General features: G+C 71.9%; 18 protein-coding genes and 3 pseudogenes. 8 read left to right on the forward strand and 13 right to left on the reverse strand.

Going from position 1 to position 15,167, the window contains the following annotated elements:
* Positions 1-105 precede the first annotated feature (105 nt).
* The 3 genes from ACZ6JT_RS20790 to ACZ6JT_RS20800 all read left to right on the forward strand — a co-directional run bounded on the left by ACZ6JT_RS20790 (position 106) and on the right by ACZ6JT_RS20800 (position 1,962).
* Positions 106-1,059: an alpha/beta hydrolase fold domain-containing protein gene (locus ACZ6JT_RS20790; RefSeq protein WP_469211666.1), complete on the forward strand. Its 954-nt coding sequence runs from the start codon at positions 106-108 to the stop codon at positions 1,057-1,059.
* A gap of 218 nt (positions 1,060-1,277) precedes the next feature.
* Positions 1,278-1,451, forward strand: a complete 174-nt coding sequence (locus ACZ6JT_RS20795; protein ID WP_469211668.1) for a hypothetical protein — start codon at positions 1,278-1,280, stop codon at positions 1,449-1,451.
* Between the two features lie 379 nt (positions 1,452-1,830).
* Positions 1,831-1,962, forward strand: a complete 132-nt coding sequence (locus ACZ6JT_RS20800; protein ID WP_469211670.1) for a hypothetical protein — start codon at positions 1,831-1,833, stop codon at positions 1,960-1,962.
* Here the strand turns inward: ACZ6JT_RS20800 and ACZ6JT_RS20805 are convergent.
* The 4 genes and pseudogenes from ACZ6JT_RS20805 to ACZ6JT_RS20820 all read right to left on the reverse strand — a co-directional run bounded on the left by ACZ6JT_RS20805 (position 1,959) and on the right by ACZ6JT_RS20820 (position 4,392).
* Positions 1,959-2,351: a VOC family protein gene (locus ACZ6JT_RS20805; protein ID WP_469211672.1), complete on the reverse strand. Its 393-nt coding sequence runs from the start codon at positions 2,349-2,351 to the stop codon at positions 1,959-1,961. The genes ACZ6JT_RS20800 and ACZ6JT_RS20805 overlap by 4 nt on opposite strands.
* A 73-nt stretch (positions 2,352-2,424) precedes the next feature.
* Positions 2,425-3,432, reverse strand: coding sequence for a LacI family DNA-binding transcriptional regulator (locus tag ACZ6JT_RS20810; protein ID WP_469211673.1), 1,008 nt, complete (start codon positions 3,430-3,432; stop codon positions 2,425-2,427).
* Between the two features lie 157 nt (positions 3,433-3,589).
* A pseudogene (locus tag ACZ6JT_RS20815) lies at positions 3,590-4,033 on the reverse strand (carboxylesterase family protein); the annotation flags it as partial.
* Positions 4,030-4,392 (reverse strand): hypothetical protein, encoded by a 363-nt coding sequence (locus ACZ6JT_RS20820; protein WP_469211675.1) that lies wholly within the window; start codon positions 4,390-4,392, stop codon positions 4,030-4,032. The gene ACZ6JT_RS20820 and the pseudogene ACZ6JT_RS20815, both read right to left, overlap by 4 nt.
* Positions 4,393-5,347: 955 nt before the next feature.
* Between ACZ6JT_RS20820 and ACZ6JT_RS20825 the strand changes: the two genes are divergently transcribed.
* Both ACZ6JT_RS20825 and surE read left to right on the forward strand, forming a co-directional pair.
* A complete protein-coding gene (locus ACZ6JT_RS20825; protein WP_469211677.1) occupies positions 5,348-6,601 on the forward strand; it encodes an MFS transporter in 1,254 nt (417 codons plus the stop codon).
* Positions 6,602-6,838: 237 nt separating this feature from the next.
* The gene (gene surE, locus ACZ6JT_RS20830; RefSeq protein ID WP_469211678.1) at positions 6,839-7,747 is read left to right on the forward strand and encodes a 5'/3'-nucleotidase SurE; all 909 of its coding nucleotides are present in this window, start codon (positions 6,839-6,841) and stop codon (positions 7,745-7,747) included.
* A gap of 132 nt (positions 7,748-7,879) precedes the next feature.
* Here surE and ACZ6JT_RS20835 read toward each other — a convergent pair.
* The 3 genes and pseudogenes from ACZ6JT_RS20835 to ACZ6JT_RS20845 all read right to left on the reverse strand — a co-directional run.
* Positions 7,880-8,506, reverse strand: a pseudogene (locus ACZ6JT_RS20835) (recombinase family protein); the annotation flags it as partial.
* Positions 8,507-8,726: 220 nt separating this feature from the next.
* Complete coding sequence (locus ACZ6JT_RS20840) at positions 8,727-9,560, reverse strand: ABC transporter permease (protein WP_469211680.1); 834 nt, start codon at positions 9,558-9,560, stop codon at positions 8,727-8,729.
* Positions 9,557-10,477, reverse strand: a complete 921-nt coding sequence (locus ACZ6JT_RS20845) for an ABC transporter ATP-binding protein (RefSeq protein WP_469211682.1) — start codon at positions 10,475-10,477, stop codon at positions 9,557-9,559. The genes ACZ6JT_RS20840 and ACZ6JT_RS20845 overlap by 4 nt, the downstream gene beginning before the upstream one ends.
* 225 nt (positions 10,478-10,702) lie before the next feature.
* Here ACZ6JT_RS20845 and ACZ6JT_RS20850 point away from each other — a divergent pair, with 225 nt between their 5' ends.
* Both ACZ6JT_RS20850 and ACZ6JT_RS20855 read left to right on the forward strand, forming a co-directional pair.
* A complete protein-coding gene (locus ACZ6JT_RS20850; protein WP_469211684.1) occupies positions 10,703-11,878 on the forward strand; it encodes a sensor histidine kinase in 1,176 nt (391 codons plus the stop codon).
* Positions 11,875-12,546, forward strand: coding sequence for a response regulator (locus tag ACZ6JT_RS20855; RefSeq protein ID WP_469211685.1), 672 nt, complete (start codon positions 11,875-11,877; stop codon positions 12,544-12,546). The genes ACZ6JT_RS20850 and ACZ6JT_RS20855 overlap by 4 nt, the downstream gene beginning before the upstream one ends.
* A gap of 121 nt (positions 12,547-12,667) precedes the next feature.
* Here the strand turns inward: ACZ6JT_RS20855 and ACZ6JT_RS20860 are convergent, their stop codons facing one another.
* The 6 genes and pseudogenes from ACZ6JT_RS20860 to ACZ6JT_RS20885 form a co-directional block, all read right to left on the reverse strand.
* On the reverse strand, positions 12,668-13,024 hold the full coding sequence (locus ACZ6JT_RS20860) for a Tn3 family transposase (RefSeq protein WP_469211687.1): 357 nt from the start codon (positions 13,022-13,024) through the stop codon (positions 12,668-12,670).
* 80 nt (positions 13,025-13,104) lie between these two features.
* Positions 13,105-13,218, reverse strand: a pseudogene (locus ACZ6JT_RS20865) (Tn3 family transposase); the annotation flags it as partial.
* A 41-nt stretch (positions 13,219-13,259) separates the two neighbouring features.
* Complete coding sequence (locus ACZ6JT_RS20870) at positions 13,260-13,475, reverse strand: Tn3 family transposase (protein WP_469211689.1); 216 nt, start codon at positions 13,473-13,475, stop codon at positions 13,260-13,262.
* 79 nt (positions 13,476-13,554) lie between these two features.
* Positions 13,555-13,800, reverse strand: a complete 246-nt coding sequence (locus ACZ6JT_RS20875; RefSeq protein ID WP_469211691.1) for a Tn3 family transposase — start codon at positions 13,798-13,800, stop codon at positions 13,555-13,557.
* Positions 13,797-14,003, reverse strand: coding sequence for a Tn3 family transposase (locus tag ACZ6JT_RS20880; protein ID WP_469211693.1), 207 nt, complete (start codon positions 14,001-14,003; stop codon positions 13,797-13,799). Before ACZ6JT_RS20880 ends, ACZ6JT_RS20875 begins: the two co-directional genes overlap by 4 nt.
* Positions 13,987-14,667, reverse strand: a complete 681-nt coding sequence (locus ACZ6JT_RS20885; RefSeq protein WP_469211695.1) for a hypothetical protein — start codon at positions 14,665-14,667, stop codon at positions 13,987-13,989. Before ACZ6JT_RS20885 ends, ACZ6JT_RS20880 begins: the two co-directional genes overlap by 17 nt.
* 59 nt (positions 14,668-14,726) lie before the next feature.
* On the opposite strand from ACZ6JT_RS20885, the gene ACZ6JT_RS20890 reads away from it, so the two are divergent.
* The gene (locus ACZ6JT_RS20890; RefSeq protein ID WP_469211696.1) at positions 14,727-15,149 is read left to right on the forward strand and encodes a carboxylesterase family protein; all 423 of its coding nucleotides are present in this window, start codon (positions 14,727-14,729) and stop codon (positions 15,147-15,149) included.
* The last annotated feature ends 18 nt before the right edge of the window (positions 15,150-15,167 follow it).

Raw genomic sequence — 15,167 nt, forward strand, 5'->3', positions numbered from 1 at the left:
GTGTAACACGCTACGCCTCTCCCGGTGACTCGCGCAAGCATGTCGGACATACGACGCGAAGCCTGCACGCCGCCCTGCCGGGACCGCCGCATTGGAAGGGCCGCAATGACGCAATTCCCGCCCACCGAGTTCGACATCGCCGACATGACCTGGCCGCCCCCGCCGTACCAGTCACCCGTGCCGCCCGTGACGGGCGCGGACGGCGTGCGCCGCTTCGACGGGATCACGTACGCGACCACCCCCGGCTACCGCCCGCGCCTGCTCGACGTCCAGGTGCCGCCGGGCGAGGGACCGTTCGCGGCGGTCGTCTGGATCCACGGCGGCGGCTGGCTGGACGGCGACCGCCGCTACCCGCCGCCGACCGTGCCCGCCGCCCTCCTGCACGGGGCGGTACTGGCGGCCGGGCTCGCGCTCGTCTCCATCGACTACCGGCACAGCCTCGAAGCGCCCTTCCCGGCCCAGCTGCACGACGTGAAGGCCGCCATCCGCTACGTCCGCACGTTCGCCGACACCCTCGGCATCGACCCGGACCGGATCGGTGTCTGGGGCGAGTCCGCGGGCGGCCACCTTGCGGCGCTCGCCGGACTGGTCGGCCCCCACAGCCCGCAGGCCGCAGCGCTGGAGGGCACGCACGGCGTCGGCTCCGGCGACACCGGGGTCCTCGCGGTCGTCGACTGGTACGGGGTCTCCGACCTGGTCGCCCTGGCCGCGCACCCGATGCCGGCCATGCCGTCCGGGATCGAGTTCCCCGATCCCTACGAGGCCCTGCTGGGCAGCTCCGTGGCGGCGAACCCGGAGGCGGCCCGAGCCGCGAGCCCGGTGACGTACGCGGCGGACGCGACCCCGCCGCCGTTCCTGTTGGTGCACGGGACCCGGGACGGCCTGGTCCCGTACAGCCAGAGCGAGTTCCTCGCCGAGGCCCTGCGGGGTGCCGGGGGCGAGGTCACCCTGCGGCCCGTGGACGGCGCCGACCACATCTTCCTCGGCTCCCCGGACATCGCGTCGATCGTCGAGGAGAGCGTGGCCTTCCTGGCCCGGCACCTCGGCGCGGGGGCCTGACGGCCGGTCCCGCGCACGGTGTTCCACCGCGGGGGGGGGCACGGCCCGGCTGCATCCCCCGCGTTCCCCTCCCCCCTTCCCTCACTCCCTCCCTCCCTCCAGCGCACAACGGCCGCGGGCACTCCCGCGGCCCCGAGAGGCGCCGCCATGCCCGTCCCTCCGGTCATCTCCCCCGAGACGACAGACCCGACGGCCCCCGCGCAGCCGCCCGCCGCGCCGTGCTCGGATCACCCCCGCGCCGCGACCGCGGAGTCCTCGTCGCGGCCCTCCTGCTCCTGGCGGCCGCCGTGGTCCCGGCACTCGTGGTCCGCGCCGATGTCACGCATCCGCCCTTCCAGGGGCTGGACGAACGCTGGCTGGTCTGGATGGGCGGCCCCCACGAGGGGCCGTAGCTGCTGCGGCCACGGCCCTGAACTGGTTCGGCGGCCCGCTCGGTGCCGTCATCCCGCTCGCCCTGCCGGCGTGCTGCTCGTCCGCCGGCGCTGGGTGTCGGCCGGTTTCCTACTCGTGGGCTAGCTCGGCGGCAACATGCTCGTCATCCAGGGACTAAAGCACCTGGTGGACCGGCCGCGCCCGACGGACCCCCTGGTCCGCGTCGACCACGGCTCCTTCCCTTCCGGCCGCGGCCACGATGGCGCTCCTCGTCGTCACGGTCGGCGTGCTCCTGGTCCCGGCCGCCCGGCGGCGGACCTGGTGGTACGGGGGCACCGCCGTCACCCTGGCCATGATGGGAGCCGTACCTGGCTCCACGCGCACTGGCTCACCGACACGGTGGCCGGCGCCGCCGCGGGCGCGGGTCTGCTCGTCTGGTGGCTCTTCCAACCCGCCCTCGCCCTGGAACGCGTACGCGGAGCGCGCGGCGACTCCACCGGGCCGTCCGAACGGCAGCCGCCGGCCCGCTAGGGGGTGCCTTCCGGATCACGCCTGGAAGGGCACACGCAGAAGGGGTGCCCTGCCGGGTCGATGAAGACGCGCCACCGCTGCCCACCCGGCTGGTGGTCCGGCTTGGTCGCGCCCAGCTCCAGGAGCAGCGCCTCCGCCTCGTCGAGGTCGTCGACGTCGAAGTCGAAGTGGGCCTGGTGCGGGACGGCTTGGTCCGGCCAGGTCGGCGCGCGGTGACCCTCGACCCGCTGGAAGCCGATGAAGAGACCGTCCTCGCCAGTGAGTCCGGCGAAGTCACCGTCGGACGCGGGGTGGGGCTCCAGCCCCGTGGCGCGCTGGTAGAACGCGGCCAGCGCCAGAGGGTCGGCGCAGTCGAGCGTGATCGCGGTCAGTTTCAGCCTCGGAGGCACGTCAACTCCCTCGTGTCCGGTGTCCGGTGTCCGGCGCGTGGGACGGCGCGCGTTCCCGAACTCCCCCGCCCCCTCACGAGGTCAGGCGGGGGACCAGGACGGCTTCCACCGCCGGAACCGGCGCCGCCGTCCCCGTCTCGATCAGCTCGTGCACGGCGTCCGCGATCCGTGCCGCCGACGGCAGGTCCAGGCGGATCGTGGTGAGCGCGGGCTGCTGGAGCGCGGAGAGGACGAGGTCGTCGCAGCCGACGACGGCGACCTCGTCCGGTACGGCGATGCCCTCGGCCCGGAACGCGTGGAGCAGCAGGGCCGCGTACTCGTCGTTGTACGTGAAGACGGCGTCCAGCCCGAGGCTCGGCCAGCGTCGGGCGAGGTCCCTCGCGGACTCCCGCGTGTACGCCAGCTCCACGGGGGTGACGGTCGCCATGCGCCGGGCCGCCACCGATTCGGCGCCCGCGAGGCGCGGCTGCGCGAGGGTGCCGAGGCCCCTCTCCTGGGGCATGACCACGCCGATCCTGGTCCGGCCGCGCTCGATGAGGTGCTCGGCCGCGGCGGCGCCGATGTGGCCGTGGTCGAAGCCGATGGTGTGCACGCCCTCGACGGGGCGGGACGCGAAGGCCAGCAGCCCGCGTACCCCGGCGCGTCCCAGCAGCTCCGCCGCCTGCCGGGTGAAGCGGTCGCCGTCCAGGGCGACGACGGCCGCGGGGCGCAGCTCGGCCCAGGCGCGGGCGGCGACGACGGGGTCGGCGAAGCGGCCCGCATGGAGCACGGCCGTGTAGCCGATGTGCTCGAGCTCGCTGTGCAGGTCGTCGACCCAGTCGCTGACGAGGCGGCCGATCGCGGAGATCGACGCGGGCATCAGGACGAGGTTGCTGCGGCCGGCGCGCAGGGACCGGGCGGCGGCGTGCGGGACGTAGCCGAGCTGCCGGGCCGCGTCGAGCACCCGGGCCCGGGTGCCGGCGCTCACCCGGTGGCCCTGGGTGTCGTTGAGGACGAAGGAGACCGTGGCGCGCGACACCCCGGCGAGGCGGCCCACGTCGGCGCTGGTGATCGACGCGGGGACGTGAGTGTCTCTGGCCATGACGTCCCTCGATGCTCCGTGTGCGACTTGCTCCGTTCTGCAGGTTACACGAGTTATTAAAGGGAGCGGTGGTTTGCGCGGACGTGCGCACGGGGCCGTGCAGAACGCGGGAGGCGCCGGCCAGGTCGTCGAGCGCGGTGACGACGGAGTCGAAGCGCATCGTCGTGCGCCGGCCGGTCTCGTAGGGCCGCCAGTGCGGCAGGTCCGGATGGTTCGGGTCGCCGGTGCGGACGAAGGAGATCCAGGCCCGGTGCATGGCGTACGCGAGTCCGTCACGGACGGCGGGAGCGAGTCCGGCCAGGAACGGCGCGTGCGCCCACTGGTCGCAGTTGTCGAAGACGAAGGGCAGTTCGGGGCAGTGCGCGGCGCCGAGCCGGCCGTCGTGGGCGGGGGTGGGGAGGTCGAACGGGTACGCCCAGACGGGACTGCCCGCCGCGGCCCGCGCCTCGGCCAGCCGGACGGCCGGCACCCGGAAGAGCTCGTCCGTGATGAGGTCCATCAGCACGTCCGCCGGACGGGCCCCGGGCCGGGCGCGCTCGTACGCCGCGTACACGTCGGCGGCGGCGTCGCTCCCGAGGGTGTCCGCGATCCGGTCGGTCACCTGCTCGCGGGTGGCGGGGCGGCGTACCCCTCGTCGAGGGCGAACTCGAAGTTGGCCTCCTCCCTCGTCCAGCCGATCATGACGTCGATGCCGACGGCGGCTCCGTCCAGCAGCGCCTGCGCCGGGTGGGTCATCAGGGTGACCCCGTCAATGACCGGCAGGAAGGGCGTCGGCCAGTACCCCCACCGCATCGTCCGCGCGAAGAGACCGCCGGCCGCCCCGATCAGCTCCTGCCAGGGCAGCGTGCGCAGTTTGGCCAGGTCCTTGGCGCCGGCCAGCTCCAGGTACGCGGCGGTGCGCTCGAGATAGGCGTCCGGGGCGGGCAGGTCCAGACCGAAGGGCGAGCTGTGCAGGATCACGCGGCGGGATCAACGAGCCCGGCATCCCGCCCGGAGTGCGACCCAAGTCGGGATGTTCCGTCGGACGCCCTGCGTTGCAGGGCGACGGACGACGTAGTCGGCACGGTCGGCACCCCCTAGCGGTAACTGGGTAATGACGAGGGGCGCCTCCCGGCGGTAGCCGGAAAAGGACCCGTCGCCGGAACACGCCGGCCCGGCCCCCCGCCCCGGAGGGCGGTCCAAGCAATGGGCCTTAGATCGGGTGCGCCGCGAGCAGGGCGGACGGGCGACCGAAGCTGCATCACCGGCACCTCCCAGCGGCAACTAGGGGATGCCGACGGGTAACTCTCGGCGGGAGCCGGAAACGGATGCCCCGCCTGACCAGACGAAACCGGCGCCCCGCCCGGAGGGCGGTCCGAGCAGGCGGTGTTCTGTCTGATGCGCCGCGCGCGGCACGATGGGCGCCTTCCGGGGGCTGGCGGATCGACGGGCGCGCCCGGCGGTAGCCGGGAAGGGGTGCCCTGTCGGGCCAGGTGGGCTTGGCGCGGCACGTCGCGAGGTTCCGCCGGCTCGCTGCGCCTGGTGGGCGCGCTCGCCGCGTGAGCCGTACGGGCCGCCGCCGCGTGGGGCGTCGCGGTGCGGGACGGAATATTGCGCATGTATGACGGCCGCCGCAAGCGCAAGAGGGTTTTTCGACACGCCGGCCTGCGCCGTGGCCTCAACGCGGTGGTTACACGTCATCGCAAAACGGCGCTGGCGTCGGTCACGATCTGCGCAACGGCCTGCCACAGCCTCTGGCGGCGGCCGGAAATGGGTGCTACACAGTCTCCAACGCAGTTGGTGACACGTGTAACAACAGCAAGTAAACCGCGGTCGTCCGCCCCACCCCCGGTGACACCGCGCCCAGCCTCCGCTCGCGGGCGCCCCCCTCCCCCACGCACCGCCACCTCCCCGCTCCGTCCCCCGAGGAGTCGTCATGGCCACGCCCGAAGCTGTCGATTCACCCGTACCTCCGCAGCCGGAACCCGCCCGCCAGCGGGGGCTGCTGCCCCTGCTGCTGGTCGCCAACTCCGCGCTCATGGCCGTCTACATGGGTGTCGGCTCCGTCCTGCTCCCCACCCAGATCGCCGAGATCGCCCCCGCTGACAAGGTCGCCGTCCTGGGACTGATCAGCGGCATCAGCGCGATCTTCGCCACCGCCTTCAACCCGGTCGCCGGGGCCCTCTCCGACCGCAGCGGCCGCCGCAACCCCTGGATCCTGGGCGGCGGCCTGGCCTCGCTCGCCTTCCTGGGCCTGCTCGGCAGCGTGAACGCCGCGCTGCTCGTCGGCATCGGCTGGTGCCTGATCCAGGCGACCATGAACATCTACCAGGCCGCGGTCACCGCAATCGTGCCTGACCGGATCCCCGTCGCCCGTCGCGGCACCGCGTCCGCGCTGGTGGGGCTCGGTCTGCCCATCGGCGGAACGGTCGGCGTGCTCGTCGCCTCGAACACCTCCGAGCACCTGCTCACCGGCTATCTGATCCTCGGCGCGATCGTCGCCGTCTCCGCTCTGCTGCTCACCGGATTCTGCCGGGACGTGCCGCGCACCGAGCCCACCGCCGAAGCGTCGGCCGCACCCAAGCGCGCCCAACTGGCCGCCGTTCTCTCAGCCTTGGCCAACCACGACTTCCGTTGGGCCTTCATCGGCCGCGCCCTGATGGTCCTCGGCTACTTCGCCGTCGTCGGGTACCAGCTGTACATCCTCGACGACCACATCACGCTGCCGGCCGCACTCACCCCGCCCGCCGCGATGGCCGTCCTCACCCCGGTGTCGATGGTCGCGATGGCCCTGTCCACCGTGCTCGGCGGGCTGCTCTCCGACCGCCTGGACCGCCGCAAGGTGTTCGTCGGCGTGTCGGCCGCCCTCGCCGGGCTGGTCATGGTGGTCCCCGTGGTCAGCCCGACCTGGCCCGGCATGCTCGTCTTCAGCGCGCTCAACGGCCTCGCCTTCGGCTGCTTCATGGCCGTCGACACCGCACTGGTCACCTTGGTGCTCCCGAGGGCCGAGGACGCCGCCCGCGACATGGGCGTCCTCAACATCGCGAACGCGGGACCGCAGATCATCGCCCCCTTCGTCGCCTCGGCCGTCGTCACCACGCTGGGCGGGTACACCCCGCTCTTCCTGGTCGGCGGAGCCCTCTCCCTGATCGGCGCTCTCGCCATCCTCCCGATCCGCGGCGTGCTCTGACCTCCCCTCCTCCGGGCCCACTCCCGCGAAACGCCGGGATCGCGCTACGCCGGGACCCGAGACGCGGGGACCCGGGACCCCGGAACCCCGGGACGACTCATCCCCCGGGACGCCCGACCCGTCCCGTGGGACCGGGCCCGGCCCGAGCTCCGGCGGGCGCGAGCCGAGGGTCGCGCGCCCGCCGGGCTGCACCGCTTCCGCCCACCCTCACCTCCCTCCGCTCTGAAGGAGCACTCTGTGAGACGCAAGCGAGTTCTGCCGCTGGCCGCCCTGTTGCTCTGCACGCCGGCCCTGGCCGGCACCACACCCGCGGTCGCAGCCCCGCAGACCGCGCCCGCCGGTCCGCTGCGGGTCCTGCTCACCAACGACGACGGCTACAACGCGCCCGGCATCCGCAAGGCCTTCGAGCGGCTGACCGCCGCCGGGCACGACGTCACGATCGTCGCCCCACTCACCAACCAGAGCGGTACCGGCACCAAGATGATGAGTGGCGCCCCCACGATCTCGGTGAAGCACCCGGAGCCGAAGGTCTGGGCCGTGGACGGCACTCCCGGCGACTCCGTCGCCTTCGGGCTGGCCGAGGTGTTCGCCGGCAAGGCCCCCGACCTGGTCGTCTCCGGCACCAACTTCGGCCCGAACGTCGCCGGACTGGCCACCCACTCCGGTACGGTCGGCGGCGCCGTCGCCGCTCTGGAGAGCGGCGTGCCCGCCATCGCGCTGAGCACCGGCGGTCTGAGCGCGCCCGACCCGGTCACCACGGTCAACGCCATGGATCCCACGCTCGATTTCGCGGTCAAGCTGATCGACCGGCTGCAGGTACGGGCCCGTTCCGGCTCGCTGCTGCCCAAGGGCGTCGGCCTGAACGTCAACCACCCGATCGTCGGCGCGGACGGCAAGGGCACGGCCGCCGGTGTGGCCACCACCTTCCAGGACCCGCAGAACTTCCTCGAGCCGGACTTCACCGACGCGGGTGACGGTACGTGGAAAGTGGGCGTGAAGGTGGCCCTGAAGCCCGCCGCCAAGGGCGGTGACATCGAGGCGGTGGCCGCCGGCAAGATTGCCGTCAGCCCGATGAACTCCGACTGGAACACCGGACCGGCGGACCAGGCCGTGACCTCGACCCTGATCGCCGGGCTCCGTCCGTAGGACCGCGGACCGGCCGGGGGCGGAGCGCCCCCGGCCGCTCCGCCCCCCGGCCTCACGCCACGCCCCCGCCCGCACGCACACACCCCGCACCCCCACCCCGCATCCCATCCCGCATCCCGTACGACCCGTCTCCGCCATCGCCGCGAAGAACGCGAACAGCAGGCGTCCGGGCCCGCTGGGGTCGTACATCCCGGGCAGCGGCCCGGCGAGCATCTCCAGCACTACGCCGCGGGCAGTCAGGTGGTCGGCGAGCGCGGTGAGTTCGGCGACGCCGCGGCCGAGGCGCTTCATCTCGTACACGGTGAAGATGACGCGGCAGTGCGGGGCGTGGGCCTTGATCTGGCGGGCGAGCGCGAGCGCGGCCTCGAACTGGGGCCGGACGCGGACGCGGGTGCTGATCTTCTCGGAGAACACCTTGTCGCGAGGGATGCCGTGCCCCGCGAGGGCGTCGAGCTGGGACTGGAGTTCCTGGGTGAGCGTCGAGCACCGGGCGTGCCCGATGCGGAAGTCGGCGCTCGGGGTGTCCGGCGCGAGGGCGAGCGGAACCAGGGTGCCGGGGCGCCACGGCTGTCCGGGTCCGCGGTCGGCGGGGGTGGGCACGCGCAGGAGCTTGGCGAGCCGGGGCACCTTGGTGAAGCGCCCGGTGTGGTAGGTGCCGGCGACCCCGCCGGAGCGCGAGCGGCACGGCGAGCCGGGTTCGGCCCGCCAGCGCGGGCAGGGGTAGCGCTCGACATCGTCCGCGAGGGACCGCCATGACACCGGGTGCTGTCACAATCGATTCTCACAAGCACCCCGAACTCGCCTTTGAGTGAGAACGGGTTCTGCGAACCGAACCACCAGTTCGCGATCACCAGGACACCGTCTTTGATCTTGCTCGGGCAAAGGGTCGTTTATGAGAGACGTTCATTGGGGCTGCGAGAAGCATCGAGGGCCTTGCCCCTGTGCCCGGGGGGCACGATACGCGCGTTCGGAGGTACGTTCACACGTCGCGACGCCTTACGACGATCACCGCGAGGGCGACCGCTACCAGCGGCCAGAGGGCGTACACGATCCAGGAGCCGGGGAGGGTGGCGGTGTAGCCCAGGGAGCCGGGATCGGGCTCCCAGGTCTGTACGAGGCGGGTCCAGGCGGCCGAGACCATCGTGTGTTTGATGTCGGCGGACCAGCGGTTGCTCTCCGAGAACATGGTGGGCAGCATCAGCAGGGTGAAGGCGCTGGTGAGCATGGTGGCGGCGGCATGGCGGAGCAGGACGGCGAGGCCCAGGCCGGTCAGGGCGCACACCGGAGCCAGCAGCGCGGATGCCACCAGCGGGCGGAGCACACCGGGGTGGGTGATCGGGACGGCGGCACCGTGCCCGTCCAGGATGGCCTGGGAGACGAGGAAGGATCCGATGGCGGCGGCCGTGCCGACCGCGGTCCACAGCAAGGCGGTGACGACCGCCTTGGCCAGCACGACCGCGCCGCGGGTGGGGACGGCCGCGAGGGTGGTGCGGATCAGGCCGCTGCTGTACTCGCTGACGACGGTGAGGGCGCCCATGCTTCCGGCGACGAGGATCAGCGTCATGTAGCCGGGCGACGAGAAGGCGTCGTAGGCCAGGAAACTGGTGGGTTCGGAGCCCGCCGCCTTATCGGATAGCGTGGCCACGGCGGCGGACCCGATGACGAACAGGGTGATAAGCGCGAGGGTCCACGGGGTGGAGCGCAGGGAGCGCGTCTTGATCCACTCGGAGGCGATCAGGTCGCGGAAGCGGGCGGGCGGCTCGGTGAGGGAGCCGGCCGAGGTGGTCGCGCGGGCGGGGGCGAGTGTGGTCATCGGGGCTGTCCTGCCTGGTATTCGATGCTGTCGGCGGTGAGTTCCATGAAGGCCTCTTCCAATGAGGCCGCCCGGGTTATGAGTTCGTTGAGCAGGATCCCGTTCTCGAAGGCAAGCGCGGCGATCCGGTCCGACGGCAGTCCGGTCACGGCGAGCTTCTCGGCGCCCGCCGATCCCTCAGGCTCGACCGACGCGCCCGCGGCGCTCAGCACCGCCGACAGCTCGGCGGCCTGCCGCGTGCGCACCACCACGCCGAGGCCGGTGCTGCGGCCCGCGAACTCCCGTACCGACTCGGCGGCGATGAGCTTGCCCCGGCCGATGACGACGAGCTGGTCGGCGGTGTTCTCCATCTCCGACATGAGGTGGCTGGAGAGGAAGACCGTACGGCCCTCAGCCGCCAGGCGCCGGAAGAGGCGGCGCATCCAGAGCACGCCTTCGGGGTCCATGCCGTTGACCGGCTCGTCGAACATCATCACCGGCGGGTCGCCGAGCAGGGCAGTGGCCACCCCCAGCCGCTGCTTCATTCCGAGCGAGAAACCGCCGATGCGGCGGCCCGCCGCCTCGGTCAGGCCCACCTCGTGCAGCACCTCCTCCACCCGGCGCGGGGAGATCCCGTTGCTGCGCGCCAGGGCGGACAGGTGGGCCGTGGCGGTGCGTCCGCCGTGGACCTGGCTGGCGTCGAGGAGGGCGCCGACGTGCCGCAGTCCGCGGGGGTGGTTGCGGAAGGGGACTCCGCTGACGGTGGCGGTGCCGCCGGTGGGCGTCTCCAGGCCGAGGATCATCCTCAGGGTGGTGGACTTGCCGGCTCCGTTGGGGCCGAGGAAGCCGGTGACCTGGCCCGGCCGCACGGTGAAGGACAGGTGGTCGACGGCGGTCTTGCCGCCGTAGTGCTTGGTGAGTTCGTTGACTTCGATCACGTGGACAACACTGCCCGGCGGACCCCGTCCGGTCATGGGGCCGTGGGTGGCAATCGCGCGGCCGGGTTCGCCCGTGGGTGTACGCCCACGGGCCGATGCCGCGGGGTCGGTGACTGGATAACCTCACGGGATGAACGACATACCGGCCACCCCGTTGCCCGCGCGCGTCGCAGGGCACGACCTTTCTCTTGAGCGAGCGCACCGCCTGGAGAGGGCACACCTGCGATGACGAGAACGAAGGTCATGGCCTGGGTGGGGGGTGTCCTCTATGTCCTCGCGGTGGGTCTGCTCATCGGAGGTGCGCCGCGGGCGTCGGGCACGGTCCATGGCATCGGGGCGCTGCTGGCGGCGAGCCTGCTCGTCGGCGTTCTGCGACGGGGGCCGATCCTGGCTCTGGCCATGGCGCTCTTCGGATCCATCGCCGTGGTGGTGGGCCCCCCGAGCTCCGCCCCGGTGGACCTGTCGGCTTCGTACCAGAACCAGTTCCTGCCGTTCCTGGCGGTGGACCTCATCCAGGGGTTCATCGTCGCCACCCGCGCGAGGCGGGCTTCGACTGCCGCCGTGGCCACGTCCCTCGTCGTCCAGCTGCTGTGCGTCGGCGGCTTCGCGCACGGGGACGGCCTGACCGTCAACCTCGTGATCGCCCTCCTGGCGATGGCCGCGGCCTGCACGGCCGGTCGGCTCATCCGTGAGCGCCGTGAGCACGCGGTGGCGCTGCGCGCACAGGAGGTGGCCGAGGCCGTCGTCGCCGAACGACTGCAGATAGCCCGGGAGTTGCACGACATGGTCGCGCACAGCATCGGCATCATCGCCATCCAGGCCGGGGTGGGGAGCCGGGTCATCCAGACGCAGCCCGAGGAGGCCCGCGAGGCGCTGCGAGCCATTGAAGCCACCAGCAGGGACACCTTGTCGGGCCTTCGGCGCACGCTGGTGGCACTCCGTCAGGCCGGCCAGGACGCGGCGGCTTCGGGGCGGGCACCGCTCGCGCCCTCGCCCGGTCTGGCGGACCTCGAACGGCTGGCGACGACGACGGCGGACGCCGGGGTACGGGTCGACGTGCGCCGCAGCGGGGAACAGCGCCCGCTGCCGGCCGACATCGACCTGTCGGCCTACCGTATCGTCCAGGAGGCGCTGACCAACGTGGTCCGCCACGCGGGCACCGGGCACTGCCGAGTGGCCGTCGACTACGGGGACGAGGAGCTGTCCGTGGAAATCGTCGACGCCGGGCGCGGCGCCACCGAGGACGGCCCGGCCCACGGCTTCGGCATCGTGGGCATGCGCGAGCGAGTCGCCCTGCTGCACGGCCGCATCAGTGCCGGACCGCGCCCGGAGGGCGGCTTCCGGGTGGCGGCGCGGCTGCCGCTGCCCGAACCCGTCGGAATTCCAGTGGAGGCCCGATGACCGGCGGTCCCGTACGTGTTCTGCTCGTCGACGACCAGCCGCTGGTGCGGTCCGGCCTGCGCGTGATCATGGCCGACCACCCCGACCTGGAGGTCGTCGGTGAAGCCGCCACCGGCGCCGAGGCGGTCCAACTGGCTGGGGACATCCAGCCCGACGTCGTGGTGATGGACATCCGGATGCCCGGCATGGACGGGATCGAGGCCACTCGCCTGATCACCACCGGCCCGGCGGGCACCCGCGTCCTCGTCCTGACCACCTTCGACGAGGACGACTACGTCTACGGCGCGCTCCGGGCCGGAGCGAGCGGCTTCATGGTCAAGGACATGGCGCTCGACGACATCCTCGCGGCGATCCGCGTGGTCGCCGTCGGCGACGCGCTGATCGCGCCGGGTGTCACGCGCCGCCTGATCGCGGAGTTCGCCGGGCGTCCCAAAGCCGCCCCGAAGCGATCCCCGAGGTCGGTCGAGGGCATCACCGAACGGGAACGGGAGGTCCTGACCCTGGTCGGGCGCGGCCTGTCGAACACCGAGATCGCGGAGGACCTCTTCATCACGGTGGCCACGGCCAAATCGCATGTGTCACGCCTGCTCACCAAACTGGGTGCCCGGGACCGGGTCCAGCTCGTCATCACCGCCTATGAGATGGGGCTCGCCACTCTGCCCGGTTGACGGGTCCCTGGGTCCCTTAAGCGGAAGTCAGGAGTCTCGTGCCGTCTCCGCATCACCTACTCCACCGCCGCTGGCAACCAGCTCACTAGTCTTCACCGCGGCTCCGGCCAGGCCCGGGCCGTCACGTCGGGGTGCTTGTTGCTTCCCTCTGCGGAGTGCGCGGCCTGGGCACCGCCGCCCGGATGGACAGGTCCAGATCGAGGCGGCTGTTCATGTCCAGCTCGAACCTGCCGTACGGATTCACATGGGTCCAGAACAGCGGCGACAGCGCCCTGCGGTCCGCGTCGGTGAGTTTGTCCGCCCACTTCGGATCGGCCAGGACCTCCTGCCTCAGCAGCGTGTTGACGTGCACCAGAGCGGACTGGAGCAGATGCAGCGCGAGCATGCTGACCTCCTGGGACTGCTTGTCCGCACCTGCCAGATCGCCGTCCTTGCCGTAGAAGAGGTCCTTGTTCGGGGAGTTCCAGTTCTCCACCACCTGCAATCCCTCATGGATCTCTTGGCGCGCATCTCGACGTCCGCGAGGTAGTCGCATACGAAAGAGGTCCGCACCGCCCGGCCCAGCTCTTCGATCGCCCCGTACGTCGGGTGCTTGGGCCCTCCACGGGTGAAGCGCCGCAGGACCTGCTCGGCCTCGGCGGTACCCAGCCGCAGGGCGGTGGTGTACTTCACGATCTGGCGTACTGCTGGGCGATCAGGTCCCAGTCGATCGTCTAGGTGGAGAGGACCGGGCCCAGGTTCGGCAAGGTGTCGTCCTGACCGGCCGCCAGCCGGTACAGCTTCGCCGAGCCGATGTTCTTCAGCCGCGGCATCAGCTTGAAGTCGAGCATGTGGGCGAAGGCGAACCCGACGATGGAGGCACCGTGCGTGTCGGTGTACTGCCGGTCCACCTCCATGTCGGTGCAGTGCCGCAGCACGCCCTCGATCATCGAGGCGACCTCGGAGGCCGAACATGACTTGAGCTGAGAGTAGATGCAGACCGACTCTTTCGCTCGACATGCTAGTAGATCATCCCCCCCCCCCCCCGGGGCCCCGGTAGCGCTGATGCCACTCGGTCATCAGGATGCTGGACCAGGCGCCGAACTTGCGGCTATCGGAGGCACACGCCGTACCGGTACCCCACCACAGCTCATCCCGGATGGCGAAGGTGGCGTTCACCAGCTTCCGCAAGGCCGCGCGCATGTTGGCGCGGTTGACGAACAGGTGCCGCACCCGCCTCAGCGTCGCCTCGCTCTCGCCGTGCTTGCCGGTCACCGCGACCCGCTTGATCCCATGTTCGTGCCCAAGCCGAACAGGACCAGCAGCAGCCGGCGCCGCAGCACATCCTTCGACAGCATCTCTCGGGTAGCCACCGAGGTGAACTCCGCGATGAAGTCCGTGTCGAACTCTGCGTACTTCAGGATGTCCAGCAGGTCGATGGTGCCCCAGCGCCGCTCGATCTCACCCTTGATGGCCACCAGGCTCTCGGGTTCCTCCTGCTTGCCGCGCGGGGAGACCCTGATCCACGGCTCGCCGTGCTTCTTGACGATCGCCACCCCGCCCGTCGTACCCTCCGCCAGGGTCCAGCGAGGTACGCAGCTTGCCCTGGAGGGCGGCGATGAACTCTCCGGCGTCCTGCGGCTGGCCCAGCGCGGCGTAGTGCACGTCCCGGTTGTCCTCGAAGTCCGCAGGCGGGTCGTCCTCCGGGTTACGCCACCGGTTCGCCCCCACCACCCAGATCTCCCGGCGCCGCACCGCGTGCCGCAAAGCGACCAGCACACACAGCTCGTGCGGGATGCGCTCGATGCGGCCCTTGTCGTCCACCACCGCCGCCCGCCAGTGCTCGGGCACCACCCCCGCCAGCGGCACGCTCTCCGCCGGATCGAAGAACGCGCCCTCCTTCAGCGGCTCCTCCAGGTACCGCCCCAGCAGGTCGATCGCGTCCATCACCGGCCGGTAGGCGGTGTTGTTGCACTTCAGCTCCAGCGCGCCCAGCAGCGGCGAGAGCATCCGGCGCCAGTGCGCCGAGTACGAGGAGCGCATCACCATGCGGACCCGGGCCTTGTAGCGGGCCTCGTTCGCGGCGGCCTCCGCCGCCAGTGCCTTGAGCGTCTTCTCTCCGCCGACCACGGGGTAGATCACCCGCCGCACCGATTCCCTCCCGTCGCGGCCCACGGCTCGCCGTACGTGGCCCTGTCGTCATGACGGACTCAACGTTCGCCTGCCACACGGCGTGGACGGCGCAGCGGTTCGCGTCCCAGGTACCGACGTACGTCTACGAGTTCGACGACCCGCAGTCGCCCACCCTCGCGGGGGCGCAGGTGCCGGGCCTGGACGAGTCGAACGCGCACAGCGCGGAGCTGGCCTGCCTGTACGACGTCACGATGGGCGAGCGCCCGCTGACCCCGTCCCAGGCCGCGCTCGGCACCCGGATGAAGCGCTACTGGGCCGCGCTCGCGCGCTGGGGCTCCCCCGTCGTGTCGGGCCAGATCGCGTGGCCGCTGGCCGGCGCCGGCGCCGGTACGGTCCTCACCCTGAACCCGGCGGCGACGCGGACGACGACGTCCTTCGGCGAGGACCACCAGTGCGCGTTCTGGCGGAGCCGGCCTCCCCTGCCCCTCTGACCGACGGGGACGGAGCGG

The sequence above is a fragment of the Streptomyces sp. NPDC046308 genome, from assembly GCF_055588065.1.

Excerpts from the sequence above, each read along its gene's own strand:
- ACZ6JT_RS20870 (WP_469211689.1), bottom strand. The coding sequence starts at position 13,475 with ATGATCGAGGGCGTGCTGCGGCACTGCACCGACATGGAGGTGGACCGG.
- ACZ6JT_RS20855 (WP_469211685.1), top strand. The coding sequence starts at position 11,875 with ATGACCGGCGGTCCCGTACGTGTTCTGCTCGTCGACGACCAGCCGCTG.
- ACZ6JT_RS20790 (WP_469211666.1), top strand. The coding sequence starts at position 106 with ATGACGCAATTCCCGCCCACCGAGTTCGACATCGCCGACATGACCTGG.
- ACZ6JT_RS20810 (WP_469211673.1), bottom strand. The coding sequence starts at position 3,432 with ATGGCCAGAGACACTCACGTCCCCGCGTCGATCACCAGCGCCGACGTG.
- ACZ6JT_RS20840 (WP_469211680.1), bottom strand. The coding sequence starts at position 9,560 with ATGACCACACTCGCCCCCGCCCGCGCGACCACCTCGGCCGGCTCCCTC.
- ACZ6JT_RS20890 (WP_469211696.1), top strand. The coding sequence starts at position 14,727 with ATGACGGACTCAACGTTCGCCTGCCACACGGCGTGGACGGCGCAGCGG.
- ACZ6JT_RS20850 (WP_469211684.1), top strand. The coding sequence starts at position 10,703 with ATGACGAGAACGAAGGTCATGGCCTGGGTGGGGGGTGTCCTCTATGTC.
- ACZ6JT_RS20825 (WP_469211677.1), top strand. The coding sequence starts at position 5,348 with ATGGCCACGCCCGAAGCTGTCGATTCACCCGTACCTCCGCAGCCGGAA.